The organism is Sorangium sp. So ce295, from assembly GCF_051527405.1.
Classification (GTDB): domain Bacteria; phylum Myxococcota_A; class Polyangia; order Polyangiales; family Polyangiaceae; genus Sorangium; species Sorangium cellulosum_B.
Window position 1 is genome coordinate 12,449,028 of record NZ_CP150324.1, and the last position, 18,456, is coordinate 12,467,483.

The 18,456-nt window shown below is 68.8% G+C and carries 16 protein-coding genes; 5 read left to right on the forward strand and 11 right to left on the reverse strand.

The features are described 5' to 3' along the window. Positions 1 to 96 precede the first annotated feature (96 nt). The 7 genes from WMF11_RS47075 to WMF11_RS47105 all read right to left on the reverse strand — a co-directional run bounded on the left by WMF11_RS47075 (position 97) and on the right by WMF11_RS47105 (position 8,209). The gene (locus WMF11_RS47075) at positions 97 to 498 is read right to left on the reverse strand and encodes a DUF4150 domain-containing protein (RefSeq protein ID WP_437975405.1); all 402 of its coding nucleotides are present in this window, start codon (positions 496 to 498) and stop codon (positions 97 to 99) included. Positions 499 to 526: 28 nt separating this feature from the next. Next, positions 527 to 1,168: a DUF3540 domain-containing protein gene (locus WMF11_RS47080; RefSeq protein ID WP_437975406.1), complete on the reverse strand. Its 642-nt coding sequence runs from the start codon at positions 1,166 to 1,168 to the stop codon at positions 527 to 529. A gap of 88 nt (positions 1,169 to 1,256) precedes the next feature. Next, positions 1,257 to 2,327: a pentapeptide repeat-containing protein gene (locus tag WMF11_RS47085; protein ID WP_437975407.1), complete on the reverse strand. Its 1,071-nt coding sequence runs from the start codon at positions 2,325 to 2,327 to the stop codon at positions 1,257 to 1,259. Then, positions 2,324 to 4,984 carry a DUF2169 domain-containing protein gene (locus WMF11_RS47090; protein ID WP_437975408.1) on the reverse strand — a complete coding sequence of 887 codons (2,661 nt, stop codon included), beginning with the start codon at positions 4,982 to 4,984 and terminating at the stop codon, positions 2,324 to 2,326. Before WMF11_RS47090 ends, WMF11_RS47085 begins: the two co-directional genes overlap by 4 nt. Before the next feature lie 68 nt (positions 4,985 to 5,052). Beyond that, positions 5,053 to 5,334 (reverse strand): hypothetical protein, encoded by a 282-nt coding sequence (locus tag WMF11_RS47095; RefSeq protein ID WP_437975409.1) that lies wholly within the window; start codon positions 5,332 to 5,334, stop codon positions 5,053 to 5,055. A gap of 149 nt (positions 5,335 to 5,483) precedes the next feature. Continuing rightward, on the reverse strand, positions 5,484 to 5,765 hold the full coding sequence (locus WMF11_RS47100; RefSeq protein WP_437975410.1) for a hypothetical protein: 282 nt from the start codon (positions 5,763 to 5,765) through the stop codon (positions 5,484 to 5,486). Between the two features lie 53 nt (positions 5,766 to 5,818). After that, positions 5,819 to 8,209, reverse strand: a complete 2,391-nt coding sequence (locus WMF11_RS47105) for a type VI secretion system Vgr family protein (RefSeq protein ID WP_437975411.1) — start codon at positions 8,207 to 8,209, stop codon at positions 5,819 to 5,821. Between the two features lie 397 nt (positions 8,210 to 8,606). Here WMF11_RS47105 and WMF11_RS47110 point away from each other — a divergent pair, with 397 nt between their 5' ends. Continuing rightward, positions 8,607 to 9,404: a hypothetical protein gene (locus tag WMF11_RS47110; RefSeq protein WP_437975412.1), complete on the forward strand. Its 798-nt coding sequence runs from the start codon at positions 8,607 to 8,609 to the stop codon at positions 9,402 to 9,404. Positions 9,405 to 10,034: 630 nt separating this feature from the next. On the opposite strand, the gene WMF11_RS47115 is transcribed toward WMF11_RS47110, so the two are convergent. Beyond that, positions 10,035 to 10,913, reverse strand: a complete 879-nt coding sequence (locus WMF11_RS47115) for a hypothetical protein (protein ID WP_437975413.1) — start codon at positions 10,911 to 10,913, stop codon at positions 10,035 to 10,037. Positions 10,914 to 10,928: 15 nt separating this feature from the next. After that, positions 10,929 to 12,440, reverse strand: coding sequence for a hypothetical protein (locus WMF11_RS47120; RefSeq protein ID WP_437975414.1), 1,512 nt, complete (start codon positions 12,438 to 12,440; stop codon positions 10,929 to 10,931). A 302-nt stretch (positions 12,441 to 12,742) separates the two neighbouring features. On the opposite strand from WMF11_RS47120, the gene WMF11_RS47125 reads away from it, so the two are divergent. After that, on the forward strand, positions 12,743 to 13,918 hold the full coding sequence (locus WMF11_RS47125) for a 2-isopropylmalate synthase (RefSeq protein ID WP_437975415.1): 1,176 nt from the start codon (positions 12,743 to 12,745) through the stop codon (positions 13,916 to 13,918). Here WMF11_RS47125 and WMF11_RS47130 read toward each other — a convergent pair. Further along, the gene (locus WMF11_RS47130) at positions 13,902 to 14,231 is read right to left on the reverse strand and encodes a hypothetical protein (RefSeq protein ID WP_437975416.1); all 330 of its coding nucleotides are present in this window, start codon (positions 14,229 to 14,231) and stop codon (positions 13,902 to 13,904) included. The genes WMF11_RS47125 and WMF11_RS47130 overlap by 17 nt on opposite strands. Positions 14,232 to 14,325: 94 nt before the next feature. On the opposite strand from WMF11_RS47130, the gene WMF11_RS47135 reads away from it, so the two are divergent. From WMF11_RS47135 to WMF11_RS47145, 3 genes are all read left to right on the forward strand, one after another. Continuing rightward, a complete protein-coding gene (locus tag WMF11_RS47135) occupies positions 14,326 to 14,499 on the forward strand; it encodes a hypothetical protein (RefSeq protein ID WP_437975417.1) in 174 nt (57 codons plus the stop codon). 644 nt (positions 14,500 to 15,143) lie between these two features. Further along, positions 15,144 to 15,692, forward strand: coding sequence for a hypothetical protein (locus tag WMF11_RS47140; RefSeq protein ID WP_437975418.1), 549 nt, complete (start codon positions 15,144 to 15,146; stop codon positions 15,690 to 15,692). Between the two features lie 355 nt (positions 15,693 to 16,047). After that, positions 16,048 to 16,317 carry a hypothetical protein gene (locus WMF11_RS47145; RefSeq protein WP_437975419.1) on the forward strand — a complete coding sequence of 90 codons (270 nt, stop codon included), beginning with the start codon at positions 16,048 to 16,050 and terminating at the stop codon, positions 16,315 to 16,317. Positions 16,318 to 16,792: 475 nt separating this feature from the next. Here the strand turns inward: WMF11_RS47145 and tnpC are convergent, their stop codons facing one another. After that, the gene (gene tnpC / locus WMF11_RS47150; protein ID WP_437975420.1) at positions 16,793 to 18,397 is read right to left on the reverse strand and encodes an IS66 family transposase; all 1,605 of its coding nucleotides are present in this window, start codon (positions 18,395 to 18,397) and stop codon (positions 16,793 to 16,795) included. Positions 18,398 to 18,456: the final 59 nt, after the last annotated feature.

An 18,456-nucleotide genomic window follows, 5' to 3' on the forward strand; every position in this document is an offset into this window, starting at 1 on the left:
GATGGGGAGGTGACCGGCACGCCGTACCGGTGACTGCGGCGGGGCCGGGCCGGGTGACGGTTCGAGGCGCGCCGGCACCTCCCTTGGCCAGCGCCCTCAGGGCGCCAGAACGAGCACGTTGGTGACGCTGGGCACGATCTTGGCGCCTGGCGCATTGGTGTTGTTCTGGATCGTCATGCTGGTGAGCCGCGCGAGCGGCATCCCCCCGACCACCACGGTGAACGCCCCGGTCACCGTGCGTGCAGGGCCCATCACGGTGCCAGACGCGACGCCGGTCGCCAGGCCGGCGTTATCACCGTTCGTGAGCATGGGCATCGTGGCCAGGTTGTGCGCCGGCGTGCACGTCATGAGGACGTTCGGCACGAACCCCACGTCGGTGGGCTCCATCGCGATGTTCGGATAAGGCACCGGGACCGGAGCCGGCGCAGGCGGGGCCGGCGTGAGGCACACGTCGGGAAACGCCAGGCACATGCCGCCAGCGCTCGTCTTTGCCAACATATCGGGATCTCCTCTCTTCGCGTAGCGGTCAGCCGAGGTGGATCTGCTCGCCATCGACCTTGGCGAGGACACGGGCCGAGATGATCGCGTTCTCTCCGCGAATGCCGATCAGGTCCTCGGCGCGGAGATCGACGGTCCCGGCGCGTGTCTGATCGATCTCCTCCACGAAGCGGAACACGCGCTTGGCGCGCTGGGTCAAGCGGGTGAGGATTGTGTCGGCCTCCTGCGCCACGAGCGCGATCTTCGTCACCTCGGCCTGCACGAGCCTGCCGAAGAAGCCGAGCTCATCGATCGCGATGGCTCCCTTCTTGGCGCGCACGTGCACCTCGGCGCCCGTCACGGCCACCTCCCGGGCGCCCACGATGTCGACGCGTTCCGACGCGCAGACCGCGATCCGCCCGCCCCGCGCCTGTACCTCCAGGTCGCCGTCGGTCGCGAGCTTGGTAGGCGCGCCGTCGCGACCGTCGAGCACGGCCAGCACATAGACCCCCTCCGGCTCGATGGCGCAGAGCACCTTGTCCCCGGCCTCGGGCGCGACGAGGCAGCTCTTGGCGCGCCGTGCCTCGCAGCTCGACGAGGCGAGGCGCACCAGGAGCGTCGCGCCGACCCGCTCAACGCTCCCTGTCTCGAGATAGGCCTCCGGCCTCGCAAGCTTCTTTACGGCTGTCACGGTATCAACCCTTTCTCCACGTCGTCTGTGCTGTCCCTTGCGGGACGTCTCCTGAACGACCTGCTCCTCGCCTCGATTGCAACCTGCTTCACGTCTTCACTGGGAGCGCCGCGCCGTGCGTCGGCTGCCATCGTTCCACCCTGGCCAGCTCCTCGTCGTCGCCAAGCCACCCCGAGAGCCGCGGCAACACCGCGCCGTCGCGCTTCGCGAGGTGGAACCGGGTCCGATACAGGCCGGCTCCAGAGAAATCGGCGGCCGACACGTCGGCGTGCGAGAAGTCCGCCTCCCGGAGCCTGGCATCGACGAACCGCGCTCCGGCTGCAAGCGCGCGACCAAAGTAAGCTTCCTCGAGGAACGCGCCGGAGAGGTCCGCTTTCAGCAGCTCGGCCTTGTCGAACACCGCCTGGGGGAACTGGCCGTTCGAGATGCGCGCCCCGTGCAGCTTCGCCTCGCCGAAGAAGCACTGAGGCCCCCTCGCGCCCTCCAGCCGGGCTTCGCGCAGGTCGGCGCCCATGAAGTTGCACTGCGCGCAGTCCGCTCCGGCGAAGCTCGCGCCGGCGAGATCGCTCTTCATGAACTGCGTGCGGAACAGCCTTGTATCGGCGAAGCCCTTCGGCCCGAGCTTGGCCTCGACGAGCGTCGTCAGCGCGAGGTTCGCGGCGGCGAGGTCGGCCGTGCGCAGATCGGCGCGGTAGAGGGTCGCCTTCTCGAGGTTCGCCCCGGCGAAGCTCGCCCGGTCTGCGTCGATGTCGACGAGGTTCGCTCGGTCGAGGTTCGAGCCCGCGAACGACGACCCACGGAGCGAGGTCTTCACCCAGCTCGCGATGGGCGCCTCGACGAGCGCGAACGACGCGCCGTCGGCGGCGCACTCGACGAAGGCAGCCGCGATGTGCTTGCCGCCGTCGAGGCGCGCCCCTTCCAGCCGCGATCGGTAGAAGCTCGCGTGGCGCAGGTCCGCGTCGCGCAGATCGCACCGGGTGAGATCGCACGCGATGAAGCTCGACTCCTTCAGGAGCGCGGCGCGCATCGCCGTGGGGAAGCGCACCTCTTCGAAGGTCGCGCCCGACAGGTCGGCGCCGTCGAGCGCGAGGCGCGACAGGTCGACGTGGCGTATCGGCTCGCCGTGCCGGAGCTTGTCGAGGAGCTCATCGCGGTTCATGAGCCACCTCGCTGGGCGTCCGCTCTCGGGAGGAAGCGCACATGGCCGACCTCGGCCTCGGCGAACGTGGTCCGCTCGTCGCCGGCGACCCGTGATAGATCGGCGCGGAACAGGTTGGCTCCGGTGAAGTCTGCCCCTGTCAGCCGGGCCTTGGAGGCGAGCGCGTCCATCAGATTGGCCCCCTGCAGCGACGCATCTCCGAGGTTGGTGCGGATGAGCAGGCCGCCCTTGAGGACGGCGCGCTCCAGGCTGGCCTCTGAGGCGTCACACCCGGAGAGATCGGCGCCGCGCAGGTTCGCCCGGTCGAGCCGTGCGCCTGCGAGGACGGTGCCGCGCAGGTTGGCCCTCTCCATGTCGGCGTCGCTGAAGTCGGCCTCGGGAAAGGACGAACCGTGGACGACGACGCCCTGCTGAAAACACGCTGATCGAAACGACACACGCTTTCCGTGGCAGGCGATGAAGGTCGTCTTCCGGAGCGTGGCGCTCGAGAAGTCGGCGCCATCGAGCGTGCACTCCACGAGGTTCGCGTCCGAGAGATCGGCGCCTGTGAAGCGGGCGCCGGACAGGTCGGCCTTCAGCAGGGTGCACTGCCCGAGCGTGGCGCCCGTGAAGTCCGCGCCTCCGGGCTTCGCTTCGATCCAGTCGGCGCCCGTGAGATCTGCGCCGGAGAAGCGCGCTTCCGCGAGATCGGCGTGGCTCAGCACCGCCTCCTTCAGGTCGGCGCGCTCGAGCGAGGCGCGGCGCAGCGTTGCTCCTCCCAGGTTCGCGCCGCGGAGCAGCGCCTCGGTGAGGTTCGCGCCGTCCAGGTTCGCCCTGGCGAGCACCGCGCCGTCGAGATTGGCCCGGGAGAGGTCGCACCCGGAGAGATCGGCCGACTCGAGGAACGCGCCGGAGAGGTCCACGCCGGACAGGGACATCCCCGCGAGGTTCGCACCCGTGAAATCGCGGTTCGCCAGCGGCTCGCCGACCTCCAGGGCGAGCTCGACGACGACGCGTGCGCGCCCCGAGGCCTCGGCATCCATCGCCGCGGCCGTGGGCTGCAGGTGCCCCATGCGCCTGTACATCTCGAACAGGCCCCGCTCCTGCTCCTCGACTTGGGCGTGATACCGCGGTTCAGCGAGCATTTGCTCCACGTCGTCCAGCACGACGCCCGCGTCGCGCGCTTCCAGCGCCATCGAGCGCAGCGCTTCGATGTGCGCCTTTGCCGAGAACTTGGGCGGCCCTGCGCCCTCCTTGGCTGCTCTCTCCATGGCCGCATCGAAGTCCTCGCCCATCTCGGCCCAGGCTCGTCTCGCCTCGTCGCGGGCCTGCGCCTCCGAAGCTCTGGCTTGCTCCATCAGCTCGTCGGTCCTCAGGGACGCGGCCTCGACATAGGCGGCGAGGGCATCGAGGTCGTCGGGCGGCGGCTCGGGCAGGGCGGGCAGCTCGTCAAGGCCGTGGTCCTTCGGGTCGAGCCCTTCGGCCTCGACTCGGGCGCGCGCCTCGGCGAAGCTCCGCTCCTGGCCCCGGCGCAGGTTCTGGGCGGCTAGGTTCTCGCTCTTGACCCAGCGTCCCATGTCGCCAAGGTCGATGTTCGGCGCGACGCCCGACACGCGCGGCGGCATGAGGTCGCCGTCGGAGATCTCTGCGACTGCGCCCTTGTCCTTGTCGAGGCGGCGCGCGAGCGCTGCCTGGTAGTGCTCGATCGGGCGCGGCGAGCCGGGCTCCTCGCACGCGCAGAGCAGGTGCACGATGTCGGCTGCGTCGTCCTCGGCGATCGCGAGCACGCCGTGGAAGACGACGACGCCGAGCTCGTCGGTGGGGAACACCCATACCGTGTCGGGCCGCATCGGGATCTCGAGGAAGCGCTCGCCCTCCGGGGTGCGGTGCGTGACGAACGATCGCGTCACGAGGTCGGGCAGCTTCCCCTCGATGCGTGGCTTCTCCGGGTGCATGTTCTCGATGAGGATCTCTTCGTCACCTCGAAAGAGGCCGTCGATCCACTGGTCCTCGGGTGCCACGTTGAAGAAGGTCGGATCCGCGTCGGCGGGTATGCCGGGGAAGTGCTGGTCGAGCCAGCGCTTGTCGTACGTGCCGGCGCGCCTCCTGCGCTGTGCGAACGTGATATCCATCGGCAAAAAGCCGGCGGGCTCCGGCCGCTCCGACGGCGTGCGGATCATCGCGCCGTAGAGCTCGACGTTGGGCAGCGGGTGGACGGAGCGACCGTCGAGATCGAGCGGCCTGTGGCCCTTGCCGTGAGGGTTCCTGTCGTAGCCGGCCCCGCCGAAGGCGTGCGCCCAGTCGATGCGCTGGGTGGTCATCGGCGCGGGCTCGGTCGGCACGCCGTCTCGCCACGTCCGGTCGCCGACCACGGCGAGGCGTTTGTCGACGCTTCCGATCCGGGCCCTCACGTACGAGGCGCGGGCGGGCGCGCCGCCGGGGGCGTGGAAGCTGCCCGCGACGAGCAGCTCGCCGCGCGCCTTGGCGAAGCCTTCGTCGATCGCCCCCTGCTCGCCGAGGGTGCCGGTGACGGTGTGCCAGAACGACAGCTCGTCGACGAGCGCGCGAGGGCTCGCGAGCGGGAAGCCCAGCATGGCGGTCACGTGGAAGTAGCTCCGGCGCCGGAACTCCAGCACCCGGGTGAGCATGGGGACCTTCATGGGCTTGACGATCTTCACTGGTCCTCTTGTCGAGCGTGGGTCTGAGAGAGACGATGGTCTGTCGAGCGCGTCTGCGCCAGGATCGATCAACCGCGGTAGGGCGGGCCCTGAGGGCGCCGCAGCTCGCGGATGTGCTTGCCGTCGACGGGGAGGCGCTCCTTCAGGTAGAGCTCGACGTAGCCGCACTGCTGGCAGGCGTACGCTTCGAGCTTTCCGCTGGTGCCGTCTAGGCCTAGCTTACCGGTGACCGCGAGCTGAAACTGGGTTGCTTTATTCTGGGTACCGGGGTTCGGATCGTTGTTCGCGACGTACTCCACGTACCAGAGGGCCGTGCAGAGACATTTGGGGCATGTTCCGGTGCTCTTCATCGTGTGCTTCCCTGCGGTACAATGACGGTCCGCTAATGAATGTGTGCTATATCCTAAATTTTAGCGAGCCGAGGCTTCATGACTCGAACTGCTGATTTTTACGCGTAAGAGCCACGATGACCTGTCGAGCGCGTCTGCGCCTGCATTGATCAGCTGCGGTAGGGCGGGCCCTGAGGGCGCCGCAGCTCGCGGATGTACTTACCGTCGACGGGGAGGCGCTCCTTCAGGTAGAACTCGACGTAGCCGCACTGCTGGCAGGCGTAGGCTTCGAGCTTGCCGCTCGTGCCCTCGAGGCCAAATTTCCCTGTGACAGCGAGTTGAAGCTCGGGCGATATATCCCCGCCGGGAGGGCTGCATTGGTTGTTTGCAACGCGCTCCACATACCAGAGGGTCGTGCAGGAGCACTTGGGACAGGTTCCGGACGTTTTCATGATGGGGTCCGCCTCGGCGTCAGGTTAGGTGACAGATGATGTTGTGCTATGTCCTAAATCTTCGTGAGTCCAGACTTCATGACTCGAACTGCCGAGTTCCACGCCTCCGTGGCTGCCTTTCTTGTGTTGGTGCCCATGGTCTCGAATACTCCTGCGAATGTTGTGTTGACTAAAACATAGTTCTCTCCCTTTCGAATGCCGCGGCTCGCTGCGTAATCGCTCATGTCAATCTTTAGACGATTGTAGGCGATGTTGATCTTGGTGAAGTCCGCCTTTTGAACGCCGGCCGAGTTCTTGGATATGAATGTCTCCAGGAACAGGTAGGTGTTCTTGTGGACCTTCTCATCCGCCTTGATTTCTACCACCGGCGCTTTGATCGTGATCTTCGTCGGGCTCTCCACGTGGATGGTCCCGCTCTTGCTCTCGATCCTGATGTCGCCCTTCACGGTGTGCGACCACGCCCCCTTGATGTCTGCCGTCCACCCCTGCTTGACGTCGGTCTTCCACGATCCGTAGTCGTCGTGGTTCTGGCCGCTGATCTTCTGCAACCAGCTCCCCAGCACATCCTGCTTGCCGCCGGCCTCGATGGTCTGGGTGAACCCGCCGTGGATGTCCTGCGTCATGCCGCCGCTCTCGACCTTGTCAGTGCGGCCCGAGCGCACCTTGATGTTCTGGTGGCTGTTGTAGAACTCGTTCGAGTCGCCGTCGACGTTGATCGTGTGGATGCCGACGTAGTGGATGGTCGCGTCGTCGCTGACGTCGACGTAGTACTTGCCGCCGACGTTCTGCCACCACTCGCCGCACACGTTGAATCCGGCGTTGCCCTCCGTGGAAACGTAGAACATGCAGTCGACGGGCTGCATGTCGGGGTTCGCGTCCGGCGTCTTCGGGGGCACGACGAACGCCTGGTGGGTGGGGCCGCCCATGTGGACGTTGGTCGCGCCGACGGGAGTGAACAGGTCGATGTGCTGCTTGCCCTCGAGGTCCTCGACGACCATGTGGTTGCTGCCGCCCGTGCGCAGCACGTTCTGGGTCAGGTTGCGGCTCGTGACCGTGCTCGGCCGGTGGGCGTTCGGCACCACGCCGGCGATGAACGGCCGGTCCGGGTCGCCGCCCTGGAACGACACCATGACCTCGGTCCCCTTGCGCAGCGGGAAGTGCCAGCCCTCGACGGTGCCGCCGTGCGGCTGCATCATGCGCAGGTACGTCGACGTGGCGCCGTCGAGCAGGTCGCTCGCGTCGAACTTGAGGCGGAGCAGGTAACGACCCATGTCGTCGATCTGGGCATACTGGCTGTCACTTGGCCCGTCGACGACGCCGTTCTCGAAGCCGAAGATCCGCGGCCACGGCGTCGCCTGGGCCGCCCTGAACTGCACGTCGGCCGGGATCGCCACCACCTCGACGCGGTATGTCTCGTCCACGGCCATCCCCGTGAAGCGCGTGATGTCGAACGAGCCGCCCGTGATCGCGGCCGCGTGCCGCACCTCGACGGCCAGGTAGCGGGTCGGCATGTCCGAAGGCCCGTCCTCCAGCTCGAAGACGTAGCCGGCCCGCAGCCCTGTCGCGTTGCCGGTCGCATGCAAGGTGAGCTCGCGGCATGCCATCGACTCCGCCTTGACCTGGGCCAGCCGTGTCGCCTCGTCCTGCGTGAAGACGCGGTAGCCGTACTCGCGCACCTCACCGTGGCCGCTCTTCGACACGGCGTGCTCTCCCGACACCGAGGCGGCCGGGTTCGCGTAGTTGTAATCGTTGATCCGCACCGCGGCCGGCAGCGCGCTGAGATCGACGTGCACCTCCCGGAAGCACTCGCCCGCCGACACGTCGTGGCTCGAGGTCGGGTGGTAACGAACCCGGCCGTTGCCGCTCAGCGGCTCGTGCTGATCCTTGCTGTCGACGATGACCATGACCTCGGCGCCGCCGTCGTCGACCGGGTGCTCGAAGTGGTAGTAGAGCCCCTCGCGCTCGAGCCATCGATGGGTGAAGTCGAGATGGCTCTCCCGGTATTGACAGACGAACTCCTCTTCCGGATAGCGGTCCGTGTCGACGTTGAACCGGAAGTCGCTCGTCGTGAGGCCACCGTGCGTGAGCGTCTTCGTCAGGAAGGCGTCGATCTTGCTCTTCGTATGGACGAAGCTGCGCACCGAGTGGCGCTGGAGCCAGAGCCTGGGCACGAGCGACCCATGGTAGAGCGCGCGGTCGGCCGACTCGCGCAGCAGCCGGAGGCGCACGAACACGCCGTGCCAGCACATCGGCGGCGCGTCGGCGCCGCGCTGGAGCGTCAGCGTCGCCGGAGCGTTGATCGCGGCGCGGACGTCCGTGCCCGCTGGCACGGTGAACAGGACGTCGAACTCGAACGGTCGGCACAGCGCCTCGGTGCCCTTGAAGCCGACGGCACGGGCGGCCGGCAGCGCTGCGCAGTGCATGGCAAGAACGTCCACGCTCATGAGCTCCCCACCAGGTTGTGGTCCACCCGAGGCCCCCTTGAACGCAGCGGCCGCGCGCGGACGATGTCGCGACCGCGAACCATACACAGAAGCGCGCCCGACGTGCAAGGTCGTGGATGTCACCGCACGACACCGTCGCGTGGTGGTACCCTGGCCGAGCGAGGAGCCGACGCCGATGGACGGGGAACCCGAGTCTGATCTCGTGGGGCACCCTCGTCCGCGCGACGAGTCCCGGCATCCATGGACGTTGGCCCACCACGCCTTCCACGTTAACGTGATCCCAGCGCTGTCACGTTGACGGGGAACCAGGACAGCGTCTCGCTCCGGGGGCCATCGAACCCGGAGCGGTGGCGTCGAACGAGCGAGATGCTCACCAACACCGTATCGTCATCCGCACATGAAATGCCTTCGCTGCCAAGCTGCCCTCGACCTCTCCAAGACGCAGTGCGCCGCCTGCGGTGCGCCGGTCGACGCCGACGGCGACGGCGTGCCCGACGTCCTCGCGAAGATGATCGAGGACAAGGCGCGCGCCCTCCTCGCGACGGAGAAGCAGCGCGAGGAGGAAGCCGCGCGCGAGGCGTTCCGCGTCCAAGCCGATGCGGCGGAGGCCGCGGCGCGGCGCGCCGATGAAGCACAGCTCGCGTACCTCCGCGGCAGGCGCGACGCGAGCCTCAGCACCGTTCCCAGGCTGTGGTACGCGAGTTCCGGCATGCTCGTCCAGTTCGCCCTTGTCGCCGTGGTGATCGGTGGGTGTATGTTGCCCTTCGGCCTGGAGACCACGATCGGCCGCTCGATCGTGGCGGCGCACGTCTTCTGTCCGAGCGTGTGCCGTGGGTGCCGCGGCCCGGGGCGAGTCGTCGCATGGCGCGAGTCGGGCAGCTGGTATGAGGCGGATGTTTCGGCAGAGATCTGTCACAACCGCGCTGTCGACATCGACCGCCTCACGTGGAACGACATTACCGATCGTGAAGACAAGGATCTTGCGCCCTACCGCCTCACCCGCTGGGCGAGCGTGCTGCTGGACGCCGGCCTCGTGATGCTCGCTTTGCTGCTCGTCGGCCCCTTCATCGCTGCCGCCCGTCGCAGGCGCGCGCTCGAGCGCGCGCGCTTCGAGCTGGAGGTCGAGATCGACGCGCTCGAGTACAAGCTCCGTCTTGGCGGCATGCGGAGCCCAGGCGACTCACCGTATCGATGAGCGCCGCAGGCGCTGCCGGACAGGAGCGCTGCGCGAAGACATCTCGACGGGGCCAGGTGCTGGGCGACCAATCCCTCGCCCTTGAGCCGGCGCCCCATGTCACCCAGGTCCATGTCGGGTGCGATGCCCGACGCGCGGGGCGGCATGCATTTGTGATCAATCCTGAGACGGAAGTAGGGCGATGAGGAGCAAGGACGCGATGCGCCCGCCCGGCTGTCTGGCGACGGGAGGTTGGGAGCGGCGCTCTTCATCCCAAGAGGAACTCCGCAAGGGCGCCGGGACGCAGGCCGCCATGACCTGGGGCCTGTCTGCTCACGTCGGGAAATGAGAAATCATGCAGCGCTGGTCGCGCCCGACCGCGAGAGCGCCTTCGGATGTAAGGCATCATGCAGATCTGTCTGCGAGAACCGATCCGAGAGTAATGCAGTATACAGGGCTGCCTGCTGGAATCGACTTGACAGTAGTTCATCACACGGAATTGCCTGCGAGAGGAGGCACCCTATGTAGCGCGATATACAGACCTGTCTTCTGCGGCGCTCCTACGCCCCCCTGTGGAGGCAAGGCTGCCTGATTTTCCACCGCCCGGGTCCAGCGCCGTCAGGCTGCCGCGCAAGGGGTTGCCGTGGCCGATCACGGCGCGCGGCGGAGCGCGCCGCGCTGCCAGACGTACCGGCCGCGGGTGTCGCAGATACGCTGGTAGGTGGCACGCGCGCGCTGCCAGGAGGCGCTGTTCCAGCCGGAGGCGCCCGGGAGGGGCTTGTTCGCGGCGATCGAGGGGTGGTCGCACGCGGAGGTCGTCCTGTTGGCTGGCTCCTCGAATCGGACCGCGTCCCCCTCGACGCGGACGTCGAGCGCGACGGAGCAGGGGATCGGGGACCTCGGCCCGCAGTCGTCGAGCGTCACGCTGGTGGGCACGTCGAGCACAGCCCGGAGCGCGCCGCCGCGCGCTGCGTAGAGCACCGTGTGCGTCATGAAAGGCACCGCCGTGGAATCCTGCTCGCGTCCGCGCGAGCACTCCATCAACTCGACCTCGGGCAGGCTGAGCGCTTCGTGGCACGAGCACATGTTGAGGCGCTGAGGCGGTATCGTGGAGTCGAGGGTCGACCAGCACGAGGCATCGGGGCGCCACACGGCGCCGCGGGCGGCCAGCCAGGCATCCTGGTCGAACGGCTTGTCACCCGGCGCGCTCGGGGTGGGGTTCACCCCGAGAGCCGGCGACGCTGCCCCCGCCCCAGCGGTCGACGATGGCGGCGCTCCCGCGCTCGACGACCCGGTGATGCCCGGGCGTGCGGCATCGAGATCGGGATCGACCGGGCCAGCCCTGCCAGCGGAGGCGCTTCCGGCGGGGGAGGCCGACGTCGCGGGCGCGCCCGCTGTGGTGGCCGACGAGCTCACTTCGCCCGGCGACGCGTCCTCCTGGGACTTCCGCTCTCGATGACAACCCGGCTGACTCGCTGCGATGATCGCCGCGAGCACGACGAGGGTGTGCGACGCGACGGCGCGTTTCACGAGCGCCGCTCCCGCTCAGGGCTCGAACTTGACGGCGACCGGCGAAGGCTGGGTGCCGACCCCTTGGCCCACGCCGAGCTGCCCCTCGGCGTTCTCGCCCCAGCAGAGGATCTCGCCTGTCGTCTTCAGCGCGCACGTGTGCTGGTAGCCCCCGGCGAGCTGCGCCACGCCGTTGATGGGCACGTCGACCGGCTGCGTGGACAGCCCCTCGTCGCCGTTGCCCAGGAAGGCGACTCCCCACATCTTGAGCGCCCGCGCGTCGCCGGACACCGCGCCGCTCCGCTCGCGGCCCACGTCGATGCGCGTCGCGCGCGGCACGGCGACGAGCGTCGGCTCCGGCACGGGCCCGGAGCGATTGGCGCCCACCGCGCCGTTGTAGTCGTTGCCGAAACAGTAGACCTCGGCGCCCTTGCGCGCGCACGTGTGCCGGTCGCCCGCGGCCACCTCGTCGACGCCTGCCGCGAGCGGCGCGAGGACGTTCACCGGCGAGGGCGAGCTCGTCTGTCCGCCGTTGCCGAGCTGTCCATCGAAGTTCCTGCCCCAGCAGAGCACGCCCCCGTCGGAGGCCTTGATGGCGCAGGTGTGATCCTGGCCTGCCGCGACCTGCCGTATATCGCTCCGGACGAGGAGCGGCGTCGCATAGCCCGACTGCTCCGCCGCGCCATTGCCGATCTGGCCTTCCTCGTCGGAGCCCCAGCAGTACAGCTCATCGCCCGTCTTCACGGCGCACGAGTGCGCCGCGCCCAGCGAGATCTGCACGACGTTGATGAGGCTGGCCACCCGCGTCGGTCCGGCGGAATCGAGGTACGAGCCGTTGCCGATCTGCCCGCGCCGGCCGTTTCCCCAGCAGACGACCGTCGTGTCCTCCATCACCGCGCAGGAGTGCCCCGGGGTGATGTTGTCCGTGCGCGAGAATCCGCCGCCCGCGGCCACGTGGATCGCCTTGCCGGGAAGCGACACCCGCGTGGGCCAGGGCAAGGTCGGCTCATCCACCGGCGCTCCGGCCTCCCCGAACGTGTTCCTCCCCCAGCACCAGACGCTGCCGTCCCCGCGCAGCACGCAGGTGTGGGCGAACCCGGCCGAGATCTCGACCGGGTCGTTGCAGAAGGCGCCCTCGGCCCCGTCCACGCACTCCATCGCGCAGCGGCGGCCGCAGGCGCCGCAGTGCTGGGGATCGCGCGCGCTCGCCTCGCAGCCCGGGGCCGCGGCGTCGCAGTCGAGGAAGCCCGCGTCGCACGCGAGGCCGCAGACGCCGTCATCGCATGTCGGCTCCGCGTTCTCCCCGGCGGGGCAGCCCTTCGGCGAGGTGCACGCGACGCCCTGGCCGCCGGCGCCGCCCTGGCCGCCACCGCTGCCCTGGCCGCTGGCCCCGCCCTCGCCGCCGGCGCTGCCGTGGCCAGCACCGCCGCCCTGACCGCCTCCGGCCGACGCGAAGTTCCGCTCGGAGGGCGAGCAGCCGGTGCAGAGCGCGAGTGTGGCGATTGTGAGGAATCCCAGCGCGGTCATCGGCAGGCGAAGCCTGTGCATGATCGAAGCTCCCGGAGCGGCAGGTGTCCCGGAGCAGCAAGTTGCTCCTTGGTCAGCTTTTTACGCTGCCGCTCTCCGCGCGGAAAGCCGCTCCCGTGGGCGGGCGCGGTGGTCCGGTCCTGCGGGCGTGGGCGCCGGGCGCCGGCTCGAAGCGCTCGCGGCGCGGGGCGTGGCGCTCGCCGTGCGCTGCTGGGACCTGCTCCGGCGGCCGACATGAAGTAACCTCTCCATCCAGCGCGGATCGACGCGGTGCGCCGCGCCCGCGCCACGCCGAGAGCCCCCTTCGAGATGAGATGCAGCGCATGAGCGCCGACGGCCGGGATCCCGGCGCCGCGGCCCCCTTCGACTGGAACCGCGCCGAGCCTGCGCCGGGGGAGCGGCTGCCGCGCCCTGGCGGGCAGCAGCCACCCGCCGGCGGGGAGCCGCCCTCCGGCGGGCTGCTGTTGCTCTCAGGCGGGCAGCAGCCGCCCCCCGGCGGGCAGCCGCCCTCCGGCGGGCAGCAGCGGCCCCCTGGCGGCCTGGTGGCCGACGCGTGGAGCGCCGCGCCCGCCGAGGGCGAGGCGTGGCTGCCCTTCGACCGGGGAGCCCGGCCCGTCGAGGTGCTCGACGAGACGCTGCGCGACGGCATCCAGGGCGTCTCGACCGTGAACCCGTCGCGCGCGCTCAAGATCGAGCTCCTCCACGCGATGGCGAGCGTCGGCGTCGACGTCGTGAACCTCGGCATGCCGGCGACCGGGCCGCGGCAGTTCGACGACGCGTGCCTGCTCGCCCGGGAGATCGTCGCGTCCCGCCTGCCGCTCGGCCTGACCGCGGCCGCGCGCACCCTCGCCGCAGACGTCGAGGAGGTCGCCCGCGTGGCCGAGCGCACCGGGGCGCCGATCATGGTCTACGCGTTCATCGGCAGCTCGCCGATCCGGCACTTCGTCGAGGGGTGGGGGCCTGATTTCCTGGCCCGCAGCGTCGACGAGGCCGGACGGGCGGCCGCGGCGGCTGGCCTGCCCTTCTGCCTCGTCGCGGAGGACGCGACCCGCTCGCCGCCCGACATGCTCCGCACGCTCTTCCGCGCCGCCGTCGACGCCGGCGCGGCGCGCCTCTGCCTGTGCGACACGACCGGCCACGTCACCCCGCCGGGGGTCGAGGCGCTCGTCGCGTTCGCCCGGCGCGAGCTGGGCGCGCTGGGGGCGACCGGGATCGAGCTCGACTGGCACGGCCACAACGATCGCGGGCTCGGCCTCGCGGCCGCGCTCTGGGCGGTGGCGAGCGGCGTCGAGCGGGTCCACGCCACGGCGCTGGGCGTCGGGGAGCGGACGGGCAACACCTGCCTCGAGCTGCTCGTCGACAACCTCGGTCGCCTGGGCGCGCGCCCCCCGGTGCCGCGCGAGCGCCTGGCCGCGTACTGCGCGGCCGCGTCGCGCGCGCTCGCCTGGCCCGTCGCGCCGGACCATCCGATCGCGGGGGCGCTCAGCCGCCGGGGGTGACGCTGCCCCCGCCGACGCGCGCCAGGGCGGCGCGGACGATGGGCGCAGCGGGCGCGACCGCGTCCGCGAGCTCGCCGACGCGGCCTGCCGCGCGCTCGGCGCGGGCCCACGCCGACGAGAAGCCGAGCGTGCCGGGCGGATGGGCCTCGGCGAGGGCGATCGCTTGCCGGAGGTCGTCGCCGACCGCGGCGATGGCGTGGAGATCTGCCACGCTCGCCCCGCGGGAGCGCGCCTCGGCGTAGAGCGCGCGCACGATGCCGAGCAGGTCGCGGGCGGCCTCCAGCGGGAAGGGGTCGTGGCGGATCGAGAGCACGCTTGCAGATCAGGGGGGCCGGGCGGGGGCGTCAAGCGGCGAGCCGAGCGGTCGTGCGTGCGATGCGGTTTGAAAATTGCAGCGGAAGGCCGTCATGAACGACGACAAGGATGAGCTCGCGAAGACGGACATTCCCGGCGATGACGAGGATGCCCCGCTGCCGCCGAACCCGGGGGATCCGGGGCCGGAGCAGCCGGAGCCGCCGTCGCCCGATCCGACGGAGGACCCGCGCTTCCCGCCGCAGGGCGAGTTCCCGCGCGGGGTTTGAGGCGAGGGGAGAGCTGCGGCCGGCCGCGTGGGATAAGCGCGGTGAGGAGTTGGAGGTAACGAGTACCGCGAGTCTATCGCCTCACCACAGTCGCCTGGCATGCTGGTCCCATCGGATAGGCGGTAGCAGGTGTTTCTTTCGTCGAGCTCTTGAGCGACGCCAAAATTTATCAGGTCACACGCAGGTCACAAAAGTAAAAAAGACACAGCTCTTGCCGTGTCTTGGTGGTGGAGGCGCCGGGAATCGAACCCGGAGATGAACTGATGGACAGCATGCGCGAGAGACACGGCAGACGCCGAGTCGGACGCGTCGGAGCGGTGTCAGAGACCCTTGAGTACTCGATTCCTCTCGTATACCCGGAATCCCTCTCGTGGAGCCCCGTGCCCTGGAGTCGGGGCACACGGAGGTCACACGGCGGCAAACAAGCCCAGCCGACGCCAGTAACCGGACGGAGAGCCGTCGATCGATTCGCCTCGGACGTAGTGAACGGGACGGTGCCGAACTCGCTGACGCACACCTTGACCATCCACGTTGCCGGTCGCGCTCTGGCCCTCGTGTGCAAGGACCGCTTGGACGTAAAGTGGCCTAGATCACCTGTTGACGCCGCCTTCCGTTAGGAGAAGCATCCGGGATCGGGGGAGGGCATGGGGCACGGGCTGAAGGCAAAAGCGCGCGTGCTCGTGCTGTGCGGCTGTGCCTGCGTGCTCGCCAGTAGTGTTCCGGTGCCGGCACAGGCATTCGAGTTCAGCGGCGGCGTCAGCGTGGGCGGGATCCAGATCGGGATCGAGCCCAGGCTGGCCGTGAGCCCCTTCGCCGGGTGGCTCTGGCGCAACGAGGGAGACTTCAGGCTCGAAGCCCACAACATGCTCAGCATCGTTCCGGGCGCTGGTGTCGGGCTCTACGACCGAACGGCCGTTACTCTTGGGTATGCCACGAAGACAACGACCGTCAGCCTCGGGCCGTCCCTTGCAATTTACTCAATGCCGGTGTGTGGTGCCGTGATCTGTGACCGCGTGGTGGGGGTTGCTCCAGGTGGCCGCGCCCAGTCCGACTGGTACCTCGCCGGGCCTTTGGGCGTTTCCACCAGTGTCCATGTGGACTGGGCGGGCGGCAGTAGTCGCGTTCTTCCTGGAAGTCTGGTTGTGATGGTGACCACTGGACCGGTCTGGAGATTTAGGGTAAGGTCAAAATGAATAAGATATTTGTTGTTCTGTTCTTTGGGCTCACGGCGTGCAATTACGATGTGGGAGAGTGCTGGGTCCGCGGGGAGGGAAATGAAGGTGCCGGCGGTAGCATCATCACTCCGACGGGAGGGGATGGGGCCTTCGGGTATGTGCCGGCAAGGCCGCAAAACGCACCGGTCGGAAGCGGATCCTATGAGGCGATGGCAGGGTGCACTCCCGACTGCCTAGAGGCATGCAAGGAAAAGTGCGACAAGATATGGGAACGATGCTGGGACAATTGCCCAAAAGGGGACAGGAACTGTCGGAGCCAATGCACCGAGGAACTTGGGCGATGCCTCAAAGATTGTGACAAGAGGTGTAAGTGATGATGGATCTAGTTTTCAAGGTGACCGGAGAGGGCGGCGAGTCGCGTGACATCCTGGTTCGCATCCACGAGCCGACCCGAAACACACCGGACAAAAAGTGGCCGTGGGTTATTCCTGTGGAAGTTGACGGGCGCAGCTACAACGTACCCGGGGAGGATCCTCTGGATGCGATCGAGGGCGGAGCTCGTCACGCCGCGATCCTGTTGCGCGAGCTCCATGGCGATACGCTCGATCCGCCCATCGAGCCGCGGATTAAGGAGGTCCAATAATCGACTCACGGATGCGCCAAGCCTACCCATCGCTGGGACCAAGGCGTACTCGGCTTCAGCCCCGTGGGTGCTGCTCGAAGACGGACGGCTCGCTCGGCTCTGAGGACCAGCCTGTGGCAGGGAGGCCGGCCTGCGCCGCGTTGGTATCCGTCCTGTAGACCCCATCCTCGCGTGGTGCGTGCCGTCGCCGTAGATTCGCGACGCGATGCGAGAGGAAGAGCGGTCTGCGGCGAAGGGTGGCTGGGCCCAGCAGCGAGCGGAGGAAACGGCGGTCGACGCCGAGGTCACCGCCCGCGTGCACGTTGCCCGCAGGCGCGCGGCGGCGAAGCCGCGTGCCGCCGATGCCTCTGCCGGGCCCGAATCGTCGACAAGGCGCCGGAAGCCACGCGTCGACCGCGCAAGCGCCGAAGAGCCGGCACCAGCGCGCCAAAGCCGGCGACCGGTGCGCCCGGCGGGCCGCGACGCTGAGGAACGATCAGCTGGGCGTCGCGTCCGGCGCCCGGGGCCACGGACTGGCCGCGAGCCGCTGCCGAGCGTCGGCGTTCTCGAGGGTCTGCTTCCAGGACTTGGGAGCGAGCTCGATGACCCGCTCGGGAGGCCAGGTGGGCAGCAGGATCAGCACGTCGCGCAAGTAGGCCCAGGGCTCGATGCCGTGCAGCGCGCAGGAGGCGATGAGCGACACGATGGTGGCGTTCCACTCGGCGCCGTCCTTGCTGCCCACGAAGAGCCAGTTCTTACGGCCCACGGCTTCACGGCGGAGCTCGAGTTCGCTCCGGTTGTTGTCCAGGCGGAGCCGACCATCCTCGAGGAAGCGAGTGAGCGCGGTCCATTGGTTGAGCGCGTAGCCGATGGCTCCGGCGATGGGGCTCCTCGGCAGGACGAGCAGGTCCTCTGTCTCAAGCCAGGCGCGGAAGGCCACGAGCACGGGCTCGGCATCCATCCGGCGCTGCTCGGTTCGACGGTTCGGAGCCAGCTCCTTGATCCCCTTGTCGATCGCGTAGAGCTTGCGAATGAAGCCGATGGCTACCGTCGCGCGGTCCCGGTCGGAGGTCATCGCCTCGAAGAACTTTCGCCGGCAATGGGCCCAGCAACCGACCTCGGTCACCCCCTCGGTGCGGAAGAGCTGCTCGTAGACGTTCGAGGCGTCGGCCTGGACATAGCCCTTGTAGCCGCGAAGGAACTCCTTCGGGCCATCCTGGTTGTGATGCGGCGTGAAACGAAACAGGACGTGATCTCGGTCCGCCACCAGGACCCAGAAGTGGCCCCGCCGACACTTGTCCTTTGCTTGCACGAGCACGCCGGTGGCATCGATGGCGATGCAGTGCGCGTTCAGGGCGTCCTTGGCCATCGCCTCGACGACGATCGCGAGCTTGCCGGCGCACGATTCGACCCAGCCGCACAGCGTCGAGCGCGAGAGGTGAAGGCCCCAGCGCTCGAACATCCTCTCCTGCCGGTGAAGCGGCAAGTGGTCGGCGTACTTGCTCACCAGCACGTGCGCGAGCAACCCCGGACCGGCGAGGCTGCGCGGGACAGGGCTGTCGGGGACATCGGCGATCGTGATGCCTTGCTCGGGCTCACCTTTGACCGCGAACTTCGGCCTCACGATCTGCAGTCGCACGAAGCTCGCGGGCCGCCACTCCAGCGTCTCGGATACCTCCTCACCGATGCGGACAAGCGCGGTCGCGCGCTCATCCTGCGCCTCCGGCGGCAACAGCTCGATCCGCTCGACAGGCAGATGCTCGGGCAGGCGTTGCCGTCCGTGCGGGCGGGCCTGGCGCTCCTTGTCCCCGCCTCCGGAGGAGCCGTTCGGCGCTGCGCCATCACGGCCGTCCGGCGAGCTGGTCGCGCCCGCATCCGTTTGCGCGCCAGCGCCCGCGAGCATCTGCACGATCGCGTCGAAGGCGAGCTGCATCTGCGCCGGATCGACGTGCTCGGCCTTCTGGCCGAAGATGTGGCGGCGAAGCCGCTCGAGCTCGATGCTGGCGAGCTCGTAGAGCTTGCGGTACTCGTCCCGCTCGTGGGCAGCGCGCGCGAGCTTGTCCTTGAGCTCGCGAATCTGCTCTTCGACCGGCTTGCTCACGGCGCCGTAAGTACTCGTGAACTCCTGCTTTTTGAAGGGGGCTTGTTGAGGAAAATTTC

What these genes read in the sequence shown, in the direction of transcription:
- WMF11_RS47075 (WP_437975405.1), bottom strand. Translation starts at nt 498, where the DNA reads ATGTTGGCAAAGACGAGCGCTGGCGGCATGTGCCTGGCGTTTCCCGAC.
- WMF11_RS47085 (WP_437975407.1), bottom strand. Translation starts at nt 2,327, where the DNA reads ATGAACCGCGATGAGCTCCTCGACAAGCTCCGGCACGGCGAGCCGATA.
- WMF11_RS47095 (WP_437975409.1), bottom strand. Translation starts at nt 5,334, where the DNA reads ATGAAGAGCACCGGAACATGCCCCAAATGTCTCTGCACGGCCCTCTGG.
- WMF11_RS47100 (WP_437975410.1), bottom strand. Translation starts at nt 5,765, where the DNA reads ATGAAAACGTCCGGAACCTGTCCCAAGTGCTCCTGCACGACCCTCTGG.
- WMF11_RS47105 (WP_437975411.1), bottom strand. Translation starts at nt 8,209, where the DNA reads ATGAGCGTGGACGTTCTTGCCATGCACTGCGCAGCGCTGCCGGCCGCC.
- WMF11_RS47110 (WP_437975412.1), top strand. Translation starts at nt 8,607, where the DNA reads ATGAAATGCCTTCGCTGCCAAGCTGCCCTCGACCTCTCCAAGACGCAG.
- WMF11_RS47120 (WP_437975414.1), bottom strand. Translation starts at nt 12,440, where the DNA reads ATGCACAGGCTTCGCCTGCCGATGACCGCGCTGGGATTCCTCACAATC.
- WMF11_RS47125 (WP_437975415.1), top strand. Translation starts at nt 12,743, where the DNA reads ATGAGCGCCGACGGCCGGGATCCCGGCGCCGCGGCCCCCTTCGACTGG.
- WMF11_RS47135 (WP_437975417.1), top strand. Translation starts at nt 14,326, where the DNA reads ATGAACGACGACAAGGATGAGCTCGCGAAGACGGACATTCCCGGCGAT.
- WMF11_RS47140 (WP_437975418.1), top strand. Translation starts at nt 15,144, where the DNA reads ATGGGGCACGGGCTGAAGGCAAAAGCGCGCGTGCTCGTGCTGTGCGGC.
- WMF11_RS47145 (WP_437975419.1), top strand. Translation starts at nt 16,048, where the DNA reads ATGATGGATCTAGTTTTCAAGGTGACCGGAGAGGGCGGCGAGTCGCGT.